Here is a 21,666-nt window from a genome sequence, read left to right on the forward strand (position 1 = left end):
CTGAGCGGAGTGGCGCACACGATCGCTAGGCTGTGGTTGAGGTCACAGGAGACAGCCACGAGGAGCAGCGCCGCGCGATGAATCTCTACACGCCGATCCTGGTACTCGGGGGCATCGCCGCCGCTTTCGCGATCTTCTCGGTGGCCGTGGCGATGGTGGTGGGCCCGTCGCGGTACAACCGGTCGAAGTTGGAGGCCTACGAGTGCGGGATCGAACCCGCCCACCAGCCGGCAAATGCCCCGCACGCGGGCAGCGGACAGCGGTTCCCGGTGAAGTACTACCTGACCGCGATGCTGTTCATCGTCTTCGACATCGAAATCGTGTTCCTGTATCCGTGGGCCGTCAGCTATGACGCGCTGGGCGTGTTCGCGCTCGTCGAGATGGTGGTGTTCATGCTCACGGTGTTCGTCGCCTATGCGTACGTGTGGCGTCGCGGCGGCCTGACGTGGGATTGAGGTAGGGCGTGGGCCTGGAAGAGAAGCTGCCCAGCGGTTTCCTGCTGACCACTGTTGAAGCATTGGCGGGGTACTTCCGCAAGAACTCGTTGTGGCCGGCGACGTTCGGGTTGGCCTGCTGCGCCATCGAGATGATGTCGACGGCCTCCCCGAGATTCGACATCGCACGCTTCGGGATGGAGAGGTTCTCGGCGACGCCGCGTCAGGCCGATCTGATGATCGTGGCCGGCCGCGTCAGCCAGAAGATGGCGCCGGTGCTGCGCCAGATTTACGACCAAATGGCCGAGCCGAAGTGGGTTTTGGCGATGGGCGTGTGCGCGTCGTCGGGTGGCATGTTCAACAACTACGCGATCGTGCAGGGCGTCGACCACGTCGTGCCCGTGGACATTTACCTGCCCGGCTGCCCGCCCCGTCCGGAGATGTTGCTCTACGCAATCCTCAAGCTGCACGAGAAGATTCAGGAAATGCCGTTGGGTGTCAACCGGGAGCGTGCCATCGCCGAAGCCGAAGAGGCGGCATTGGCGGCCAGGCCCACGATCGAGATGCGCGGACTGCTGCGATGAGCTCACCCGAGGCGGCCGACCGCGACACCGAAGAAGTGATCGACGTCCGTCGCGGCATGTTCGGGGTCTCCGACACCGGTGACACGTCGGGATACGGCCGGCTGGTCCGGCAGGTCGCACTGCCCGGCAGCAGCCCGCGTCCCTACGGCGGCTACTTCGACGAGGTGGTCGACCAACTGGCCGAGGCGTTACAGGCCAAGGGGATCGAGTTCGCCGACGCGATCGAAAAAGTCGTGGTCTACCGCGACGAGCTGACCCTGCACGTGCGTCGCGAGATGCTGCCGCAGGTCGCCCAGCGGCTGCGCGACGAGCCCGGGCTGCGCTTCGAGCTGTGCCTGGGCGTCAACGGGGTGCACTACCCGCACGAGACCGACCGCGAACTGCATGCGGTGTACCCGCTCAAGTCGATCACCCACAACCGTCGCGTCCGGCTGGAAGTAGCTGCGCCGGATGCTGATCCGCACATCCCGTCGCTGTTTTCCATCTACCCGACCAACGACTGGCATGAGCGTGAGACCTACGACTTCTTCGGCATCATCTTCGACGGCCACCCGTCGCTGACCCGCATCGAGATGCCCGACGACTGGCACGGCCATCCGCAGCGCAAGGACTATCCGCTGGGCGGCATCCCGGTCGAGTACAAGGGCGCGCAGATTCCCCCGCCCGACGAGCGGAGGTCCTACAACTGATGAGCGATACAGGCGAAACGGTATTGATGGCCGGCGGCCAGGACTGGGAGCAGGTCATCGAGGCCGCCCGAGCCGGGGATCCCGGCGATCGCATCGTCGTCAACATGGGCCCCCAGCACCCGTCCACGCACGGCGTGCTGCGGTTGATCCTGGAGATCGAGGGTGAGACGGTCACCGAGGCCCGGTGTGGAATCGGCTACCTGCACACCGGAATCGAGAAGAACCTCGAATACCGGTACTGGACACAGGGCGTCACCTTTGTCACCCGAATGGATTACCTGTCACCGTTTTTCAACGAGACGGTGTTCTGCCTCGGCGTCGAGAAACTGCTCGGCATCACCGATGCGATCCCGGACCGGGTCAACGTCATCCGGGTGATGATGATGGAGCTCAACCGGATTTCGTCGCATCTGGTGGCGCTGGCGACCGGCGGCATGGAACTGGGCGCGATGACCGCGATGTTCCTCGGCTTCCGGGAACGCGAACTGGTGCTCAACCTGTTCGAGTCGATCACCGGTTTGCGGATGAACCACAACTACATTCGCCCCGGCGGGCTGGCTCAGGACCTGCCGCCGAACGCGGAGAGCGAGATCGCCGACTTCCTGAAGTTGATGAGCCGCCGGCTGGGCGACCTGGAGAACCTGCTCAACGAGAACTACATCTGGAAAGCCCGCACCCAGGGCATCGGCTACCTCGACCTCACCGGCTGCATGGCGCTGGGCATCACCGGCCCGGTGCTGCGCTCGACCGGGTTGCCGCACGACCTGCGGCGCGCCGAACCGTACTGCGGCTACGAGAACTACGAATTCGACGTGATCACCGACGACGGCTGTGATGCCTACGGCCGCTACATGATTCGCGTCAAGGAGATGAGGGAGTCGCTGAAGATCGTCGAGCAGTGTCTGGACAAGCTCAAGCCCGGGCCGATCAGGGTCGAAGACCGCAAGATCGCCTGGCCCGCCGACCTGAAGGTCGGGCCCGACGGGCTGGGCAACTCGCCCGAGCACATCGCCAAGATCATGGGCAGCTCGATGGAAGCGCTGATCCATCACTTCAAACTGGTCACCGAGGGCATCCGCGTTCCGGCCGGCCAGGTCTACGTTGCGGTCGAATCACCGCGCGGCGAGCTCGGTGTGCACATGGTGTCCGACGGCGGCACCCGTCCGTACCGGGTGCACTACCGCGACCCGTCGTTCACCAACCTGCAGGCCGTCGCCGCGATGTGTGAGGGCGGCATGGTCGCCGACGTGATTGCCGCGGTCGCCAGCCTCGATCCGGTCATGGGCGGGGTAGACCGATGACGGGCCCGCAAGGCGAGCCGGTGTTCCTCCAGCTCGGTCCGCCGCCCGAGGAGCCCGGACAGTTCGTGGTGGAGGGTGCCCCCGAGTCGTACCCGCCGGAAGTCAAGGCGCGGTTGGAAGTTGACGCCAAGGAGATCATCGGCCGCTACCCGAATGGGCGCTCGGCGTTGCTGCCGCTGCTGCACCTGGTGCAGTCCGAGGACTCCTGTTTGACGCCGGCGGGTTTGGAGTTCTGCGGCGAGCAGCTCGGACTGTCCGGCGCCGAGGTGGCGGCGGTCGCGAGTTTCTACACGATGTATCGCCGCGGCCCCACCGGCGACTACCTGGTCGGCGTCTGCACCAACACACTGTGCGCGGTGATGGGCGGCGACGCGATCTTCGAGTCCCTCAAAGAGCACCTCGGCATCGACAACGACCAGACCACCGAGGACGGCAAAGTCACGCTGCAGCATGTCGAGTGCAACGCCGCGTGCGACTACGCCCCGGTGGTGATGGTCAACTGGGAGTTCTTCGACAACCAAACCCCTGATTCCGCCCGGGAACTCGTCGACGGGCTGCGCTCGGGTAAGGCGCCGCGTCCGACCCGCGGCGCCGAGCTGTGCCCGTTCCGGCAGACCGAGCGGATTCTTGCGGGCTTTCCCGACCAGCGCCCCGACGACGGTCAGGGCGGCGCGGGTGAAGCCACGTTGGCCGGCCTGCGGGTGGCGCAGGAGCGCGACATGGAGGCACCCGCTACCAAGGACGGTGAATGATGCCGTCTCCCACGCGTTTAACGCCGGTGCTCAGCCGTTACTGGGACGATCCCGAGTCGTGGACGCTCAAGACGTATCAGGCGCACGACGGCTACCGGGCACTGCAGAAGGCCCTCGAGATGGAGCCCGACGCGGTGCTGCAGACCGTCAAGGACTCGGGGTTGCGTGGTCGCGGCGGCGCGGGTTTCGCGACCGGAACCAAGTGGTCGTTCATCCCGCAGGGCGACGAAGGCCCGGCCGCCAAGCCGCACTACCTGGTGGTCAACGCCGACGAATCCGAGCCTGGCACATGCAAAGACATGCCACTGATGCTGGCCACCCCACATGTGTTGATCGAGGGCAGCATCATCGCCGCCTACGCGATCCGGGCCAGCCACGCGTTCATCTACGTGCGCGGTGAGGTGCTGCCGGTGATCCGCAGGCTGCACAACGCGGTCGCCGAGGCTTACGCCGCAGGCTTTTTGGGCCGCGACATCGCCGGCTCCGGTTACGACCTGGAGATGGTGGTGCACGCCGGTGCGGGCGCCTACATCTGCGGCGAGGAGACCGCGCTGCTCGATTCGCTGGAGGGCCGCCGCGGCCAGCCCCGACTGCGCCCGCCCTTCCCGGCGGTGTCGGGACTGTATGCCTGCCCGACGGTGATCAACAACGTCGAGACCATCGCCAGCGTGCCCCCGATCATCCTCAACGGTGTCGACTGGTTCCGCTCGATGGGCAGCGAGAAATCGCCTGGCTTCACGCTGTACTCGCTGTCGGGGCACGTGACCCGGCCCGGCCAGTACGAGGCCCCCCTTGGCATTACGCTGCGCGAGTTGCTCGACTACGCCGGCGGGGTCCGCAAGGGCCACAAGCTGAAGTTCTGGACGCCCGGCGGGTCGTCGACGCCGATCCTGACCGACGAGCATCTGGACGTGCCACTGGACTACGAGGGCGTCGGCGAGGCCGGCTCCATGCTGGGCACCAAGGCGCTGGAGATCTTCGACGAGACGACGTGCGTGGTGCGTGCGGTGCGGCGCTGGACCGAGTTCTACAAGCACGAGTCGTGCGGCAAGTGCACGCCGTGCCGGGAGGGCACGTTCTGGCTGGACAAGATCTACGCCAGGCTGGAGACCGGCCAGGGCACGGCGGAAGACCTGGACAAGCTGTTCGACATCTCCGACACGATCTTGGGTAAGTCGTTCTGCGCGTTGGGGGATGGCGCGGCCAGCCCGGTGATGTCGTCACTGAAGTACTTCCGCGACGAGTACGTCGCGCACGTCGAGGGCGGCGGCTGTCCCTTTGATCCCCGAGAGTCCATGCTCACGAACGGAGAGCAATGACTAAGCCGGCCGACACCGAAAAGAGCGTCTCCCAGCCGGAGATGGTGACGTTGACCATCGACGGCACCGAGGTCAGTGTCCCCAAGGGCACGTTGGTGATTCGCGCCGCCGAATTGATGGGCATCCAGATCCCGCGGTTCTGCGACCACCCACTGCTGGACCCGGTCGGGGCCTGCCGGCAATGCCTCGTGGAGATCGAGGGTCAACGTAAGCCGATGGCGTCGTGCACGATTGCGGTGACCGACGACATGGTGGTGCGCACCCAATTCACCTCCGAGGCCGCCGACAAGGCGCAGCACGGCGTGATGGAACTGCTGCTGATCAACCATCCGCTGGACTGCCCGATGTGTGACAAGGGCGGCGAATGTCCGCTGCAGAACCAGGCAATGTCCAACGGGCGGGCGGATTCCCGCTACACCGACGCCAAGCGCCACTTCGCCAAGCCGATCAACATCTCCTCGCAGGTGCTGCTGGACCGGGAGCGCTGCATCCTGTGCGCCCGGTGCACCCGGTTCTCCGAGCAGATCGCTGGCGACCCGTTCATCGACATGCTCGAGCGCGGCGCGCTGCAGCAGGTCGGCATCTACGCTAACGAGCCGTTCGAGTCGTACTTTTCGGGCAACACCGTGCAGATCTGCCCGGTGGGCGCGCTGACCGGCACCGCCTACCGGTTCCGGGCCCGCCCCTATGACCTGGTGTCGAGCCCGAGCGTCTGCGAGCACTGCGCATCCGGCTGCGCGCAGCGCACCGACCACCGCCGCGGAAAAGTGTTGCGGCGCTTGGCCGGCGACGACCCGGAAGTCAACGAGGAGTGGAACTGCGACAAGGGCCGCTGGGCGTTCACCTACGCCACCCAGCCGGACCGGATCACCACTCCCCTGGTCCGCAACGCCGACGGCGAGCTGGCAGCCGCCTCGTGGCCGGAGGCGCTTGCCGCAGCGGTCAACGGGCTGTCCGACGCCCGCACGGGCGTCCTTGTCGGTGGCCGGATGACGTGGGAGGACGCCTACGCCTACGCCAAGTTCGCGCGAATCGCATTGGGCACCAACGATATCGACTTCCGGGCCCGGCCGCACTCGAGTGAAGAGGCCGAGTTCTTGGCGGCCCGGGTCGCCGGCCGGCCGGTCAGCGTCAGCTACTCCGATCTGGAATCGGCGCCGGTGGTGTTGCTGGTCGGGTTCGAGCCGGAGGACGAGTCGCCGATCGTGTTCTTGCGGCTGCGTAAGGCCGCCCGCAAGCACCGGCTGCCGGTCTATGCGGTGGCGCCGTTCGCTAGCCGTGGACTAGAGCGGATGAACGGCCACCTGCTCAAGACCGTGCCCGGCGGGGAGGCGGCTGTGCTGGACGGGCTCAGCGACGAGGTTGGTGAGCTGCTGCGCAAGCCCGGCGCCGTGGTCATGGTCGGGGAACGGCTGGCCAACGTGCCGGGTGGACTGTCAGCGGCGGCCCGGCTGGCCGACACCACCGGCGCACGGCTGGCCTGGGTGCCGCGTCGCGCCGGAGAACGCGGTGCGTTGGAGGCCGGTGCGCTGGGCGCGCTGCTGCCCGGTGGCCGCCCGGTGTCCGACGAGGGTGCGCGCTCGGAGGTGTGCGCGGCGTGGCACGTCGCCGAATTGCCTTCTGCCCCTGGACGGGACGCCGACGCTATCTTGGCGGCCGCTGCAGACGGCACGCTGGGTGCGCTGCTGGTCGGCGCCGTGGAACCGGGCGATCTCGCCGACCCTGACGCGGCGCTGGCCGCGCTGGACGCCGCGGGTTTCGTGGTCAGCCTGGAGTTGCGGCACAGCGAGGTGACCGACCGCGCCGACGTGGTATTCCCGGTCGCGCCCGCGGCGGAGAAGTCCGGCACCTACGTCAACTGGGAGGGCCGCTACCGCGCCTTCCCCGTCGCGCTACAACAAGGCGCCACACCGGATCTGCGGGTGCTCGATGCGCTGGCCGACGAGATGGGCGTCGACCTCGGCCTGCCGACCGTGGAGGCCGCGCGCGCAGAGCTGAGCCAACTCGGCACTTGGGACGGCGAACGCAGCGGCGGTCCGGACGTTTCGCCGGCGTCGGCTCAGCGACCGGGTTCGGGTGAGGCGGTACTGACCGGGTGGCGGATGCTGCTCGACGCCGGCCGCCTGCAGGACGGCGAACCGCACCTGGCCGGCACGGCGCGGGCGCCCGTGGTGCGGTTGTCGGCCGAGACCGCGGCTGAAATCGGTGCGGCCGAGGGTGATCCGGTCACCGTCAGCACCTCGCGAGGGGCGATCACGTTGCCGCTGGCGATCACCGACATGCCCGAGCATGTGGTGTGGCTGCCGCTGAACTCGCCGGGCTCGGCGGTGCACCGGGAATTGGGCGTCACTGCGGGCGCGGTGGTGAAAATCGGGGTGAGCTCATGACCGGATTCGGGCACGACACCTGGTGGCTGATTGCCGCCAAGGCAGTAGCGGTCTTCGTCTTCCTGGTGCTGACAGTGCTGGCGGCGATCCTGATCGAGCGGAAGCTGTTGGGCCGCATGCAGTTGCGGTGGGGACCGAACCGGGTCGGCCCGCGCGGGTATCTGCAGAGCCTGGCCGACGGGATCAAGCTCGCCCTCAAAGAAGCCATCCTGCCCGTCGGCGTCGACCGACCCGTTTACCTGCTGGCGCCGATCATCTCGACCATCCCGGCGATCACCGCGTTCGCGTTCATCCCGTTCGGTCCCGAGGTGTCGGTGTTCGGTCATCGAACGATGCTGCAACTCACCGATTTACCGGTCGCGGTGTTGTTCATCCTGGCGTTGTCGTCGATCGGCGTGTACGGCATCGTGCTGGCCGGGTGGGCGTCGGGTTCGACGTACCCGCTGCTGGGCGGCGTCCGTTCGACCGCCCAGGTGATCTCCTACGAAGTCGCGATGGGCCTGTCGTTCGCGACGGTATTCCTCTATGCCGGAACGATGTCGACCTCGAAGATCGTGTCCGCCCAGGATCGCGTCTGGTTCGTGTTCTTACTGCTGCCCTCGTTCCTGGTGTACCTGGTGTCGATGGTGGGTGAAACCAACCGGGCCCCATTCGATTTGCCCGAGGCCGAGGGCGAACTGGTCGCCGGTTTCCACACCGAGTACTCGTCGCTGAAGTTCGCGATGTTCTACCTGGCCGAGTACATCAACATGACCACCGTGTCCGCGTTGGCCGCCACCCTGTTCTTCGGCGGCTGGCACGCGCCGTGGCCACTGAACATGTGGGCCGGCGCCAACAGCGGCTGGTGGCCGGTGCTGTGGTTCACCGCCAAGGTCTGGACGTTCCTGTTCGTCTACTTCTGGCTGCGCGCCACGCTGCCGCGGCTGCGCTACGACCAGTTCATGGCGCTGGGCTGGAAGACCCTGATCCCCGTGTCGCTGCTGTGGGTGATGATCGCCGCAGTCATCCGCACGTTGCGCAACAACGGGCTCGAGCACTGGACCGCCGTGCTGGTGATCGCCAGCGCCGTCACCGCCGTCGGCCTGCTGCTGTATCTGCGAAGACCGCTGTCCGGCTTGGAAACTCGTCCGGAGGAAGCGCCGGAGCCGGTCGGAGAGCCGGCATTCCCGACGCCGCCGCTGCCGGACAAGGCGCCGACCAAGGAGGGCGCACGTGCCAGCTAAGTTTTTGGAGTCCATCGCGGGGTTCGGCGTGACACTCGGCGCGATGTTCAAACGGCCGATCACCGAGGAATACCCCGAGAAGCCCGGCCCGGTGGCACCGCGGTATCACGGCCGCCACCAGCTCAACCGGTATCCGGATGGCCTCGAGAAGTGCATCGGCTGCGAGCTGTGCGCCTGGGCCTGCCCGGCCGACGCCATCTACGTCGAGGGCGCCGATAACACTGAGCAGGAACGGTATTCGCCCGGCGAACGCTACGGGCGGGTGTACCAGATCAACTACCTGCGCTGCATCGGCTGTGGCCTCTGCGTGGAGGCCTGCCCCACCCGGGCGTTGACGATGACCAACGACTACGAGATGGCCGACGACAACCGGGCCGACCTGATCTACGAAAAGGACCGGCTGCTGGCGCCGCTGGAACCGGGAATGCAGCCGCCGCCGCACCCCCGCGCCCCCGGCACCACTGATGCCGACTACTACCGCGGCAACGTCAAACCCATAACCGAGGCCAGCCAATGATCACACTGCTGGCCGACGGGATCACCCGGACATCCACCGGCGAAGCGGTGATGTTCTGGGGCCTCGGGGCGCTGGCGCTGATCGGCGCGCTGGGTGTGGTGATGGCCGCCAACGCGGTTTACTCCGCGATGTTTTTGGCGATGACGATGATCATCCTCGCGGTGTTCTACATGGCACAGGATGCGCTGTTTCTGGGCGTGGTCCAAGTGGTGGTCTACACCGGCGCGGTGATGATGCTGTTCCTGTTCGTGCTGATGCTGATCGGCGTGGATTCTGCCGAGTCACTGGTGGAAACCATACGCGGACAACGAGTTGCCGCTGTTGTGGCCGGCATTGGCTTCGGCATACTGCTGATCGCCGGAATCGGCGGCGTGGCCCTCGGGGGATTCACCGGACTGACCCAGGCCAACGCCCACGGCAACGTCGAGGGCCTGGCGACGCTGATCTTCTCCCGCTACCTGTGGGCGTTCGAGCTGACCAGCGCGCTGTTGATCACCGCCGCGGTCGGGGCGATGGTGCTGGCGCACCGTGAGCGGTTCGAACGCCGAAAGACCCAGCGCGAGTTGTCGATCGAGCGCTTCCGCAGCGGCGGATATCCCACGCCCCTGCCCGGTCCCGGCGTCTACGCCCGCCACAACGCCGTCGACATGGCCGCACTGCTGCCCGATGGGTCGTTCTCGAAACTGTCGGTCCCCCCGATTCTGCAGCAGCGGACGGTCGGCAACGGTTCCGAGGACGGTGAGAAATGAATCCCTCGAACTACCTGTACCTTTCGGCGCTGCTGTTCACCATCGGGGCGGCCGGTGTGCTGCTGCGGCGCAACGCGATCGTGATGTTCATGTGCGTCGAGCTGATGCTCAACGCGGTCAACCTGGCGTTCGTCACCTTCGCCCGGATGCACGGCCGGCTCGACGGCCAGATGGTGGCGTTCTTCACGATGGTGGTCGCCGCCTGCGAAGTCGTCGTCGGGCTGGCCATCATCATGACGATCTTCCGTGCCCGCAGGTCGGCTTCGGTCGACGACGCCAACCTACTCAAGGGCTGAGCGATGACAGATTTCACCTGGCTGCTCGTGGCTCTGCCGGCGGCCGGCGCGTTGATTCTGCTACTCGGCGGCCGGCGCACCGACCGCTGGGGCCATCTGCTGGGCTGCGCCGCCGCGCTGGCCGCTTTCGCGGTGGGCCTGGTGCTGCTCACCGAAATGATCGGCCGCACCGACCGGCTCGTCCACCAGAACCTGTTCAGCTGGGTGCCGGTCGGCGGGCTGCAGGTCGACTTCGGGCTGCAGGTCGACCAGCTCTCAATCTGTTTCGTGTTGCTGATCACCGGCGTGGGCTCATTGATCCACATCTACTCGATCGGCTACATGGCCGAGGACCCGGATCGTCGACGATTTTTCGCCTACCTCAACCTGTTTCTCGCGGCGATGCTGCTGCTGGTGGTCGCCGACAACTATCTGGGTCTCTACGTCGGCTGGGAAGGCGTCGGTCTGGCGTCCTATCTGCTGATCGGCTTCTGGTATCAGCGGCCGACGGCGGCGACCGCCGCCAAGAAGGCGTTCGTGATGAACCGGGTCGGCGACGTCGGGCTCTCGCTGGCAATGTTCTTGATGTTCGTCAACTTCGGCACGCTGTCGTTCGCCGGCGTGTTCGCCGCCGCGCCGGGCGCGAGCCGCGGAGTGTTGGCCGCGATGGGGCTGCTGATGCTGTTGGGCGCCTGTGCCAAATCGGCGCAGGTTCCGTTGCAGGCCTGGCTCGGTGACGCGATGGAGGGCCCGACGCCGGTGTCGGCGCTCATCCACGCCGCCACAATGGTGACCGCCGGGGTGTACCTGATCGTGCGATCCAACCCGGTGTTCAACCTGGCGCCCGACGCGCAACTCGCGGTGGTGATCGTCGGCGCGGTGACGCTGCTGTTCGGGGCGATCATCGGCTGCGCCAAGGACGACATCAAGCGGGCTCTGGCGGCGTCGACGATCAGCCAGATCGGTTACATGGTGCTGGCCGCCGGACTCGGGCCGGCGGGCTACGCGTTCGCGATTATGCACCTGCTCACCCACGGGTTCTTCAAGGCCGGCCTGTTCCTCGGCTCCGGCGCGGTGATCCACGCGATGGACGACGAGCAGGACATGCGCCGATACGGTGCATTGCGCACCGTGCTGCCGATCACGTTCGCCACCTTCGGATTTGGCTATCTGGCGATCATCGGGGTGCCGCCGTTCGCCGGCTTCTTCTCCAAGGACGCCATCATCGAGGCCGCGCTGGGCTACGGCGGCGTGCGCGGCGCCATCCTGGGCGCCGCGGCGATCCTGGGCGCCGGGATCACCGCCTTCTACATGACCCGGGTGATGCTGATGACGTTCTTCGGCGAAAAGCGTTGGGCTGCGGACGCGCATCCGCACGAGGCGCCGGCGGTGATGACCTGGCCGATGATCCTGCTCGCCGTCGGCTCGGTGTTCTCCGGCGGCCTGTTTGCCAGCGGCCGTGCCCTGCAAAACTGGCTGGAACCGGTGGTCGGCAGCCATGAAGCCGCGCATGCCGCCCCGGCGTGGGTGACCAGCGTCGTCGTCCTTGCCGTTGTCATCGTGGGCATCGTGGTGGCTTACGGGATGTACGGACGGCGTCCGGTGCCCGAGACCGCACCGGAAAAGGTGTCGGTGCTCAGCGCCGCCGCACGGCGAGATCTCTACGGCGATGCCTTCAACGAGGAGGTGTTCATGCGCCCCGGTGCGCAACTGACCGACGCACTGGTCGAGATCGACAACCGCGGCGTGGACGGCTCGATCAACGCGCTGGCCGCGCTGGTGAGCCGCACCTCGGATGCATTGCGCGGGTTGCAAACCGGGTTCGCCCGCTCCTATGCGTTGTCGATGTTCGTGGGCGCGGCGCTGGTCGCCGCGGCGATCCTGGCGGTGCGACTGTGGTGAGCTTCCCGTGGCTTTCGCTGCTGTGGCTGCTGCCGCTGGCCGGCGCCGTGCTGGTGATCGTCATGCCGCCCGGCTGGCGCCAGTTCGCCAAATGGTTCGGGCTGGCAGTCGCCGTCGCTGTGTTGGCCGTGTCGATCGTGATCACCGCCGGCTTCGACACCACCGGCGCTGTCTACCAGTTCACCGAATCCCACTCGTGGATACCGGCATTCGGCGCCGGCTACACCCTCGGAGTGGACGGCATCGCGGTGGTGCTGGTGCTGCTGACCGCCGGGCTGGTGCCGCTGCTGATGCTGGCCGGCTGGAACGACGGGGGCTCGCGCAGCCGCGGACCCCACGGCTACGTCGCATTGACGCTGACGGTCGAGTCGATGGTGCTGATCTCGCTCGTCTCGCTGGACGTGCTGCTGTTCTACGTGTTCTTCGAGGCCATGCTCATCCCGATGTACTTCATGATCGGCGGCTTCGGCGAAGGAGCGCACCGGTCGCGGGCCGCGGTGAAGTTCTTGTTGTACAACCTGTTCGGCGGGCTGATCATGCTGGCCGCGGTGATCGGACTCTATGTGGTGACCGCCCAGCACGGCTCGGGTACGTTCGACTTCCGCACGATTGTTTCAGCCGTGTCGTCGGGTTCGCTGGGCGTGGATCCCGCCGTGCTCAAGGCACTGTTCCTCGGATTCATGTTCGCGTTCGCGATCAAGGCGCCGTTGTGGCCATTCCACCGCTGGCTGCCCGACGCCGCGGTCGAGTCCACGCCGGCGACCGCCGTGCTGATGATGGCGGTGATGGACAAGGTCGGCACGTTCGGCATGCTGCGCTACTGCCTGCAGTTGTTCCCGGACGCGTCAACGTATTTCCGTCCGCTGATCGTCGTGCTGTCGGTCATCGGGGTGGTGTACGGCGCGGTGGTGGCGATCGGCCAGACCGATATCATGCGGCTGATCGCCTACACGTCGATCTCGCACTTCGGCTTCATCATCCTGGGCATCTTCGTGATGACCAGCCAGGGGCAGAGCGGCTCGACGCTGTACATGGTCAACCACGGCCTGTCCACCGCCGCGGTGTTCCTAATCGCGGGGTTCCTGATTTCCCGTCGCGGCACCCGGTCCATCAGCGCCTTCGGCGGCGTGCAGAAGGTGGCCCCGGTGCTGGCCGGGACGTTCCTGGTAGCGGCCATGGCCACGCTGTCGCTGCCCGGGCTGGCGCCGTTCATCAGCGAATTCCTGGTCCTGATCGGCACTTTCAACCGCTACTGGGTGGCTGCCGCATTCGGTTCCACCGCGCTGGTGCTGTCGTCGGTGTACATGCTGTGGCTCTACCAGCGGGTGATGACCGGGCCCGTACGCGACGGCAACGAAAAGATCCGTGACCTGGTTCCCCGCGAGGTCGTCGTCGTCGCGCCCCTGATCGTGCTGCTGGTGCTGCTCGGCTTTTATCCGAAACCCGTGCTGGACATCATCAATCCGGCGGTCGGCCACACCATGACCACGATCGGCCAGCACGATCCCGCGCCGACGGTGCCGACGGTTGCCGTGAAAGTCGAAGGACCGCACCGATGAACATGCCCACCCCGAGCGTCGAGTATTTCCTGCTTTCCCCGATGCTCATCGTTTTCGGGGTCGCGGTGGCCGGCGTGCTGGCCGAAGCGTTCGTGCCGCGGCGCTTCCGCTACGGCACACAGGTGGTGCTGGCGCTCGCCGGGCTGGTGGCCGCATTCGTCGCAGTGATCGCGGTGGCCCGCCGGACCCCGCCCTCGGGTGAGACCGCGGTGCTGCGCGCGCTGGCCATCGACGGCCCGACCCTGTTGTTGCAGGGGACGGTCTTGCTTGTCTCGGTGATGGCCGTCATCTTCATCGCCGAACGTCGCAGCGCAGACACCCTGCCCGTCGGGCCCGGTGCGGCCACAGCCGTTGCGGCTGGGCTGGATTCGTTCACCCCGCAGGCGTCGGCGGTGCCCGACAGTGTGGGCGAGCGGCACGCGGCCCAGGCCGGGGCCACCCAGACCGAGGTTTTCCCGCTGACGATGCTGGCCGTCGGCGGCATGCTGGTGTTCCCCGCCGCCAACGACTTGTTGACGATGTTCGTCGCGCTGGAGGTCTTGTCGCTGCCGCTGTACCTGCTCTGCGGGCTGGCCCGCCACCGCCGGCTGGTGTCGCAGGAGGCGGGGCTGAAATACTTTCTGCTGGGCGCGTTCTCGTCGGCGTTCTTCCTCTACGGCGTGGCGCTGCTCTACGGCGCGACCGGCACACTGAACCTGCCGGGTATTGCCGACACGCTGGCAAAGCACCCCGACGACTCTCTTGCGCTGGTCGGGGTGGCGCTGTTGGCGGTGGGTCTGTTGTTCAAGGTGGGCGCCGTTCCGTTCCATTCCTGGATTCCGGATGTGTATCAGGGCGCGCCGACGCCCATCACCGGGTTCATGGCGGCGGCCACCAAGGTGGCGGCGTTCGGTGCGCTGCTGCGTGTCGTCTACGTGGCGTTGCCGCCGCTGCATGACCAGTGGCGCCCAGTGCTGTGGACGATCTCGATCCTGACCATGGTGGTCGGCACCATCACCGCGATCAACCAGGACGACGTCAAGCGGATGCTGGCGTACTCGTCGGTGGCGCACGTCGGGTTCATCCTCACCGGCGTGATCGCCGACATTCCCGCCGGTGTCTCGTCGACGATGTTCTACTTGGTTGCGTACAGCTTCAGCACAATTGGTGCGTTCGCTGTCGTCGGATTGGTCCGCGGGGCCAACGGCGACGAGAACGCGTCGATGTCGCGGTGGGGCGGCCTGGGTCGGCGTTATCCCGTGGTGGGCCTGCTGTTTTCGATGTTCCTGTTGGCGTTCGCCGGCATCCCGTTGACCAGTGGGTTCGTCAGCAAGTTCGCGGTGTTCAAGGCGGCGGCACAGGGCGGCGCGGTGCCGTTGGTGATCATCGGTGTGATCGCGAGCGGTGTGGCGGCCTACTTCTACGTGCGGGTGATCGTGCTGATGTTCTTCACCGAGCCGCCGGCCGAGGAGTTGCACGTCGTTATGCCGAGCTTCTGGAGCAAGGCTGCCATCGCGGTGTGCGCGGCGGTCACCATCTTGCTCGGTATTGTTCCGCAGCCGCTGTTGGATCTGGCCGAGCAGGCAGCGCAATTGGTGAGATGAGCGTTCTTCGCGACGACGTCGGCGCGGTGCGGGTGTTGACCCTGAACCGTCCCGAGGCGCGAAACGCGTTGAACAGCGAGCTGATTGAAGCGTTGTTCTTGGCGTTGAGTGAGACCGATGCCGATCCTTCGGTGCGGGCGGTGGTGCTCACCGGGGTCGATCCGGCGTTTTGTGCCGGGGTCGATTTGAAGCAGGCACAGCTGGAGGGGTTGGCGTATTTCGAGCGCTACCAGTCGCACAACTGCATCACCCGGGTGGCCGAGATGCGTAAACCGGTCGTGGGCGCGATCAACGGTCCGGTGTTCACCGGCGGGCTGGAGATGGCGTTGGGTTGCGACTTCCTTATCGCTTCGGAGCGTGCGGTGTTCGCCGACACCCATGCGCGGGTCGGCATTCTGCCCGGCGGTGGGATGACGGCCCGGCTGCCGCAGCTGGTCGGTGCGGCGATGGCGCGCCGGCTGTCGATGACCGGCGAGGTGGTCGACGCGGCGCGCGCGTTGCAGATCGGGCTGGTGACGGAGGTCGTCACGCATGATCGCTTGCTGGGGCGGGCCGTCGAGTTGGCCGGCCAGATCGCTGAGGTGCCGGCGCCAATCATGGCGGGGCTCAAGCAGATCTATGTTTCTGGCGCTGCCCCGGTCACTGATCCTGCTCTGGCGGCCGAACAAGCGATCTCCGGTGCGTTATCGGACACCACTGATCTTGGCGCCCGTTACGCCGAGATCAGCGAGCGCAACCGCCGGCAGATCCAGGGCTGATATCGGCGCCGCATCGTAGTCGGCGGCACTGACACATCCGAGGCCCGCGGTACGCGTACGTCCGGGTTATCCACAGTTGGAGTTCTCTCCACAGGTCGGTGTTTGCGGTATTGGCTGGCCGCTTGGTTTGTCACCGGTGCTTCATAGCCTCGGGGCATGGGTTCAGCGGATCAGGCACGGGAGCGCATCAGCGCTGCTCTCGACGCGATCGACGCTGCCCATGACGTGCTCCGAGAAACGTCTTCGTCCGTGGTGGGCAACAGCTTTCGCGTCGACGTCGCTGAGCGGTTGGAGACCCAGGAGCGCACCAACCGCGGGCTGATGTACCGGTATTTCGGCGAGATCGCCGACCCGCCCGACGAGAGTGAGTCCACCGCACAAGTGCGCGCCGCGCTGTGGAAGCGGCTGCGCATCACGCCGCAGGAGATCAGCCGCCGGTTCAAACTCGCGGCCCGTATTCGGCCGCGCCCGTCGTTGACCGGACCGCCGGTGCCACCGGAGCTACCCGAGCTGGCCGCCGCAGTCGAGGCCGGAGCCGTCGGGGAAGACCACATCCGCGCGGTATGCCGGGCGGTCGACGTGCTGCCCGCCTCGGTATCCCCCAAAGAGGTGGCAAAGGCCGAGCGCAGGCTAGTCCAGGAGGCGGCCAAATCCGATGCGGGGATCGTCACCAAGGTGGGCGAGCGTATCGCGGACTACCTCAACCCCGATGGCAACTTCAGCGACGAGGATCGGGCGCGCCGCCGCGGGGTGCATCTCGGCTCCCAAGGACCTGATGGCATGTCGCGGCTGTCGGGAATGCTGGATCCGGAAGCCCGAGCCTATTTCGAGGCCATCGAGGCCGCCGTGCGGCCCGGCCGTCACCAACCCGAGGGCACCGATCCCGAGACGCCGGACGATCGCACTCCCGCTCAGCGATGCCACGACGCGTTCAAGCTCGCCATGGCAACAGCCATCGGGTCCGGTGGGCTCGGTGTGCATCGCGGCCACCCGGTCACCGTGGTCGTCACCACCACGCTGGGCGAACTCGACCGGGCCGCTCATGCCTTTCACGACTTGTCGATCCCGATGCCGCCGCCCGCGCGAACGGGCGGAGGGTCGCGGCTACCGATGAGGGATCTGATCCGCATGGCCGCCAACGCGATTCACTATCTCGCGGTGTTCGACGACCACAGCAAGCGGCCGCTGTATCTGGGCCGGCAGAAACGCGTCGCCACCGCCGACCAACGACTGATCTGCCATGCGCGGGACCGCGGCTGCACCCGGCCCAACTGTCTGGTTCCGGGCTACCGGTGCGAGGTTCATCATTCACCGGACTGGGCCCGCGGCGGCCGCACCGACGCCGACAAGCTGCACTTCGCCTGCGGCGGCGACCATGGCGTGGCCAGCAGCGGCGAAATGCACACCGTCGTCACGGAGAGCGGTCGCCTCGGCTGGACCGACGGCACCGGCCCGCCCGAAATCAACCACGCCCACCATCCGGAGGAACTCCTGGAGGGAGACCCCGATCCGCCCGATCACTCGTGAACGGACGGATGGCCAGCACATAGATCGCCAAGATCGCCAGCGGCGCGGCCAGCGGCAGCCACGGCAATTCCAGAGGGAACGCGGTGGCGGCCAAGCCCGCGAGCGTAAACCCCAGGGCCCCAATGATGCTCGCGCCGCTGACGGCATCAAGACTGGCGGTGTGCCGGAGCAGCAGGTATCCGGCTGCTGCGAGGCCCGATACCGCGGCAATGGAAGGAGCGGGATTGGTCATCACGACGACCGCCACGGTCAGCAGCACGGCAAGCGTTGCGGCGGGGCGAAACACCGCTCCGCCCACCACTGCCACTGCGGCCAATATCGCGGCCCCCAATGCCTGGCCATGCGTCCCGATACCGACGGCCGCCACCATCAGCAACCCGCAGGCGATTGACAAGATGCGGACGGTCATCGGCGTCCCGTCACCGGGCGGCGGCGATCGGGCACCGCGTGCATCGACTGGTCCAAGGTGCGGTCGGGCTGCCAGGGCACCACGTCGACGCCGATCGTGGCCATGTCGCGGTACATCGCCGACCGCTGCAACGCCCACAGCCGGCCGATCAGCGGATCCTGATGATCACCGAACGGTGAGCCCTGCAGGACGTCGACCGCCACCACGAGGTGGCCGCGTTTGCGCAAGTCGATCAGCGCCAGCGCGAACTCCGTGTCGAGCAGCGTGGAGAACGCGACGACGATCGCGCCCGGCGGAACCGCGGCGCGCGGCGCGAGAGTGCCTGTGGTGGTTTCGTATTCGCCGTCGGATGCCAGCACGGTGTCGAGGACCCGATAGAACTGGCGCTGTCCGATGTCGGCGCCCAGCCAGCGCGGCTGGCGACCGCCGAGTGCCACGATGCCCGCCCGGTCGCCGTTGCGCAGCGCCGTCTGCACCACCTGCGCGGCGCCGCGCACAATGCGCTCGGTGGCCTCGCTCGCCGGGCCGGGCGGTTGTGGGTAGGTGTCAACGAGCACCACCACGTCGGCGGCTCGGTCGGTCAACCGTTGGGTCACGTGCAATCGGCCGCGGCGCGCGCTCACCGCCCAGTTGACCGTGCGTAGCTGGTCGCCGGGCACGTAAGCGCGAATGTCGGCGTATTCGACACCGCTGCCGATGTGCCGGGTGAGATGGGTGCCGATGCGATCCAGCAGCTCGGTCTGCGGAATCGGTGTCGATTGCGGTGGCGCCAGCGGAAACACGGTGACGTGTGCGGCATCCGTAGTCGCCGTTCCCGCCAGCAATCCGCCGTGTGTGACGACGTCGACGCTGGCCCGGATCGGATAGCGGCCCCAGCGGTCGGCCACAACGGCGACCGTCTGCCGCTGGGAGTTGCGATCGAGAACCTCCAGGCGCATGCCCTCCACCGCTGCCACCCTGAGATCCGCTGCCACGCCAGGGCTTTCCGTCGCTACTGACACGTCGACGTGTGTCTGCTCGGTTTCGAAGCATCGCTGTGAGCCGGGGTCGGCCTGCACGCGAATGTTTGGCAGCGGCCGCTGCCAGCCGATCGAACTCAGCACGCCGAGCAGCGGCGCCGCGAACGCCAACAGCTGCCAGCGCGACCCGATCAGCGCGACGGCCAGCGCCACCCCCGCACCGGTCGCCAGCGCCCGCGTCAGCGGCGAAGCGCGCCAACGCAACTGGACTTCGTGCGATCGGGTCACGATCGCGCCCGCGGAACCGGCAGGCGGCGCAGCAGTTCTTCGATGATGTCCGAGCCCAGGATTCGTCGCACCCACATCTCGGGGCGAAGCGTGATCCGGTGCGCCACAGCCGGAACCGCGAGCGCCTTGACATCCTCGGGAATCACGTAGTCGCGGCCCAGCAGCAGCGCGCGGGCGCGGGCCAGTTGCACCAGATCGAGCTCCGCACGGGGGCTGGCCCCGACCGCAACCTGGGGGTGATGCCGGGTCGCGTTCGCCAACGACACCACATAGTGCAGGACGTCCTCGTGCACGCTGACCTGTTCCACCGACTCACGCATGGCCAGCAGGTCATGGGCGTCGACGACCTGGTTCACCGTCGGCTCGGTCGATCCGCGGTCCAGTCGGCGGCGCAACATCGACGTCTCGTCGCGCTCGGAGAGGTAGCGCAGTTCCAGCCGAACCGCGAAGCGATCCAGCTGCGCCTCCGGCAACGGATAGGTGCCTTCGTACTCGATCGGGTTGTCGGTGGCCAATACGATGAACGGCGTTGGCAGCCGGTGGGTTTCGCCGTCGATGCTGACCTGACCTTCGGCCATGGCCTCCAGCAACGCCGCCTGGGTCTTGGGCGGCGTCCGATTGATCTCGTCGGCGAGCAGCAAGTTGGTGAAAATGGGTCCCGGGCGGAACTCGAAGCGTCCGGACTGCATGTCGTAGATGGTCGAGCCGAGCAGGTCGGCCGGCAGCAGATCAGGCGTGAACTGCACGCGGGTGAAGTCGAGACCCAGTGCGGCGGCGAAGGACCGGGCGATCAGCGTCTTGCCGAGGCCGGGCAGGTCTTCGATGAGCACGTGACCGCGCGCGAGCACCGTGGTGAGGATGAGGGTGAGCGCGGAACGCTTTCCGACCACCACGCGTTCGATTTCGTCGAGCACTGCCTCGCAGCGGGCCGTGGTGGCCTCAGCCGGCATCGTCATACCTGCTCCAACCGTTGCAGTATTTCCTCGAGTGCCGCCCGGCCCGGGCCCGGTTCGTGCCCACCGGATTGCGCGACGTTGTTCGGATCGACCAGGGCCCACAGTTGCGGGCCGAAGAGCATGCGACCAGTGGCGTGAAATGCCTCCGGATCTTTGGATTGCTTTTGCCCCGTGGTTATTTCGAACCGCCGCGCCAATATCGGCCGCAGGTGGCGGTCCCAGTCCGAGCGGGTGGAGTCCGACCAACGGATCAATGTCTCGGTGCGGGAAAGCCAGTCGCGCAACGGCTTCCCCAGCGCGTCGGCGGCCGTATCCGGCGCCGCCTCGATGTCGTGGGCCAGGAATCGACGGACGTTGAGCAAAGCGAAGGCCACCGCCGCACCCGAAATCCAGAGCACGAATCGGCGATCGTGCGCCGACAGAGCGGCCAACTCCAGCCCGATGACGCCGAAAACGCTCAAGACCACCAGGCGTTTCATACCACGCTCCGCAATTCAGCGAGCACGAGTTGCAGTACGTTTACCGCGGTCTCGCGATGGCTTTCGTTCATCACATGCGGACTGAACCGCGCCTCTTCGAACAGGTTCACCAGGCGCGCGGCGTTATCGGCGTGCAGCGCATGGTGTTCGACGGCCCGGGTCAGCACCTCTGTGGGTGTGTCGGAGTCCTGCGGGACGGCTTCCGGGACGTGGGCCAGTTCGCGCTCCATCGCCGCATAGCACGCGATGATCGCTTCGCGCGGTTCCCGGCTGAGATCGCCGATCTCGGCGAGGCCGAGTTCTGCTGCGCGCACGAGTGATTCGGATGTCGTTGCCTCCGAAGGTGGTGGTTCGAACGGTTCGGTGGCGAGTAGGCGCGGCTTCGCGTTGCGCCGTCCGCGCACTGCCGCAACGGCACCCACCCCCAGCAGCAGGGCCAACGTCACCGTGCTCACCGCCAGATAGCCGAGCACGTCCCCGTCGCCGCCGTCGTTGCGGGGCTCGGGCGGCGGCGGGGTGTCGGGACGAGGCGTCGGAGTGGTCTGGCTTTCACCCGGGAGATCAGCGGCGCGAAGCCCGTGCGGTCCGATGAACCGCGACAGCAGCCACACGATCAGCAGCCACACCACGAGCACCGCAGCGCCGATCAGCAATATTCGCCAGCCAGGGTGGGCGGTCCCGCGACTGAATCGGTCGGGCAGCCCGCCGGCGCTGGGGGCGGGCCTGCGTGGATCGCGCAGCCGGACGATGAGGGATGCGCCGACGATCGCCAGCGAGACGGCCAGCAGCGCCACCACGTAGGGCAGCGACGCCGAATTGCGCGGCGGCTCCTGCTGTGACTGCTGCTCGACGCCGGGTAGATATCCGCGCAAGGACGCAGCAACCACGACCAAGAGCACGATCACCGCGACCACGCGGCCCGTCGCCTTGTCGACCCCGGGCATTGGCACACCAATCGACCGGTTACCTGCCGCTGTTGCGGCATTCCGTTTGCTCATCGTGGCACGCCGGCCTCC

The 21,666-nt window shown here is 66.9% G+C and carries 21 protein-coding genes; 16 read left to right on the top strand and 5 right to left on the bottom strand.

The genetic code is table 11. The features are described from left to right. Window positions 1–77 precede the first annotated feature (77 nt). The 16 genes from MFM001_RS10135 to MFM001_RS10210 all read left to right on the top strand — a co-directional run bounded on the left by MFM001_RS10135 (window position 78) and on the right by MFM001_RS10210 (window position 17,559). Window positions 78–455, top strand: coding sequence for an NADH-quinone oxidoreductase subunit A (locus MFM001_RS10135; protein ID WP_116375417.1), 378 nt, complete (start codon window positions 78–80; stop codon window positions 453–455). Window positions 456–463: 8 nt separating this feature from the next. Continuing rightward, window positions 464–1,018 (top strand): NADH-quinone oxidoreductase subunit B family protein, encoded by a 555-nt coding sequence (locus MFM001_RS10140; protein WP_116375148.1) that lies wholly within the window; start codon window positions 464–466, stop codon window positions 1,016–1,018. Next, complete coding sequence (locus MFM001_RS10145) at window positions 1,015–1,707, top strand: NADH-quinone oxidoreductase subunit C (RefSeq protein ID WP_116375149.1); 693 nt, start codon at window positions 1,015–1,017, stop codon at window positions 1,705–1,707. Before MFM001_RS10140 ends, MFM001_RS10145 begins: the two co-directional genes overlap by 4 nt. Next, a complete protein-coding gene (nuoD, locus tag MFM001_RS10150; protein WP_116375150.1) occupies window positions 1,707–3,008 on the top strand; it encodes an NADH dehydrogenase (quinone) subunit D in 1,302 nt (433 codons plus the stop codon). The genes MFM001_RS10145 and nuoD overlap by 1 nt, the downstream gene beginning before the upstream one ends. Beyond that, window positions 3,005–3,760: an NADH-quinone oxidoreductase subunit NuoE gene (nuoE, locus tag MFM001_RS10155; protein WP_116375151.1), complete on the top strand. Its 756-nt coding sequence runs from the start codon at window positions 3,005–3,007 to the stop codon at window positions 3,758–3,760. The genes nuoD and nuoE overlap by 4 nt, the downstream gene beginning before the upstream one ends. Beyond that, the gene (gene nuoF, locus MFM001_RS10160) at window positions 3,760–5,079 is read left to right on the top strand and encodes an NADH-quinone oxidoreductase subunit NuoF (protein WP_238159080.1); all 1,320 of its coding nucleotides are present in this window, start codon (window positions 3,760–3,762) and stop codon (window positions 5,077–5,079) included. Before nuoE ends, nuoF begins: the two co-directional genes overlap by 1 nt. Next, a complete protein-coding gene (locus MFM001_RS10165) occupies window positions 5,076–7,466 on the top strand; it encodes an NADH-quinone oxidoreductase subunit G (protein ID WP_116375153.1) in 2,391 nt (796 codons plus the stop codon). Before nuoF ends, MFM001_RS10165 begins: the two co-directional genes overlap by 4 nt. Continuing rightward, window positions 7,463–8,689, top strand: a complete 1,227-nt coding sequence (gene nuoH / locus MFM001_RS10170; protein ID WP_116375154.1) for an NADH-quinone oxidoreductase subunit NuoH — start codon at window positions 7,463–7,465, stop codon at window positions 8,687–8,689. The genes MFM001_RS10165 and nuoH overlap by 4 nt, the downstream gene beginning before the upstream one ends. Next, window positions 8,679–9,206 (top strand): NADH-quinone oxidoreductase subunit NuoI, encoded by a 528-nt coding sequence (nuoI, locus tag MFM001_RS10175; RefSeq protein WP_116375155.1) that lies wholly within the window; start codon window positions 8,679–8,681, stop codon window positions 9,204–9,206. Before nuoH ends, nuoI begins: the two co-directional genes overlap by 11 nt. Beyond that, window positions 9,203–9,955, top strand: coding sequence for an NADH-quinone oxidoreductase subunit J (locus MFM001_RS10180; protein ID WP_116375156.1), 753 nt, complete (start codon window positions 9,203–9,205; stop codon window positions 9,953–9,955). Before nuoI ends, MFM001_RS10180 begins: the two co-directional genes overlap by 4 nt. Beyond that, window positions 9,952–10,251, top strand: a complete 300-nt coding sequence (gene nuoK / locus MFM001_RS10185; RefSeq protein WP_116375157.1) for an NADH-quinone oxidoreductase subunit NuoK — start codon at window positions 9,952–9,954, stop codon at window positions 10,249–10,251. Before MFM001_RS10180 ends, nuoK begins: the two co-directional genes overlap by 4 nt. A 3-nt stretch (window positions 10,252–10,254) precedes the next feature. Further along, window positions 10,255–12,132: an NADH-quinone oxidoreductase subunit L gene (gene nuoL, locus MFM001_RS10190; protein ID WP_116375158.1), complete on the top strand. Its 1,878-nt coding sequence runs from the start codon at window positions 10,255–10,257 to the stop codon at window positions 12,130–12,132. Beyond that, on the top strand, window positions 12,126–13,691 hold the full coding sequence (locus tag MFM001_RS10195) for an NADH-quinone oxidoreductase subunit M (RefSeq protein ID WP_116375159.1): 1,566 nt from the start codon (window positions 12,126–12,128) through the stop codon (window positions 13,689–13,691). Before nuoL ends, MFM001_RS10195 begins: the two co-directional genes overlap by 7 nt. Continuing rightward, complete coding sequence (nuoN, locus tag MFM001_RS10200) at window positions 13,688–15,274, top strand: NADH-quinone oxidoreductase subunit NuoN (protein WP_116375160.1); 1,587 nt, start codon at window positions 13,688–13,690, stop codon at window positions 15,272–15,274. Before MFM001_RS10195 ends, nuoN begins: the two co-directional genes overlap by 4 nt. Beyond that, on the top strand, window positions 15,271–16,032 hold the full coding sequence (locus MFM001_RS10205; RefSeq protein WP_116375161.1) for an enoyl-CoA hydratase: 762 nt from the start codon (window positions 15,271–15,273) through the stop codon (window positions 16,030–16,032). Before nuoN ends, MFM001_RS10205 begins: the two co-directional genes overlap by 4 nt. Window positions 16,033–16,188: 156 nt before the next feature. Further along, on the top strand, window positions 16,189–17,559 hold the full coding sequence (locus MFM001_RS10210) for a 13E12 repeat family protein (RefSeq protein ID WP_116375162.1): 1,371 nt from the start codon (window positions 16,189–16,191) through the stop codon (window positions 17,557–17,559). On the opposite strand, the gene MFM001_RS10215 is transcribed toward MFM001_RS10210, so the two are convergent. From MFM001_RS10215 to MFM001_RS10235, 5 genes are read right to left on the bottom strand one after another with little or no spacing between them, the layout of a single operon-like run. Further along, a complete protein-coding gene (locus tag MFM001_RS10215) occupies window positions 17,495–17,968 on the bottom strand; it encodes a hypothetical protein (RefSeq protein WP_116375163.1) in 474 nt (157 codons plus the stop codon). The genes MFM001_RS10210 and MFM001_RS10215 overlap by 65 nt on opposite strands. Next, window positions 17,965–19,215, bottom strand: coding sequence for a DUF58 domain-containing protein (locus MFM001_RS10220; RefSeq protein ID WP_116375164.1), 1,251 nt, complete (start codon window positions 19,213–19,215; stop codon window positions 17,965–17,967). Before MFM001_RS10220 ends, MFM001_RS10215 begins: the two co-directional genes overlap by 4 nt. After that, a complete protein-coding gene (locus MFM001_RS10225) occupies window positions 19,212–20,171 on the bottom strand; it encodes a MoxR family ATPase (protein WP_116375165.1) in 960 nt (319 codons plus the stop codon). Before MFM001_RS10225 ends, MFM001_RS10220 begins: the two co-directional genes overlap by 4 nt. Further along, window positions 20,168–20,650, bottom strand: coding sequence for a hypothetical protein (locus MFM001_RS10230; protein WP_116375166.1), 483 nt, complete (start codon window positions 20,648–20,650; stop codon window positions 20,168–20,170). The genes MFM001_RS10225 and MFM001_RS10230 overlap by 4 nt, the downstream gene beginning before the upstream one ends. Next, the gene (locus tag MFM001_RS10235) at window positions 20,647–21,594 is read right to left on the bottom strand and encodes a DUF4129 domain-containing protein (protein ID WP_116375167.1); all 948 of its coding nucleotides are present in this window, start codon (window positions 21,592–21,594) and stop codon (window positions 20,647–20,649) included. Before MFM001_RS10235 ends, MFM001_RS10230 begins: the two co-directional genes overlap by 4 nt. Window positions 21,595–21,666 lie beyond the last annotated feature (72 nt).

This window comes from Mycobacterium sp. MFM001 (genome assembly GCF_003402475.1).
Classification (GTDB): Bacteria; Actinomycetota; Actinomycetes; order Mycobacteriales; family Mycobacteriaceae; genus Mycobacterium.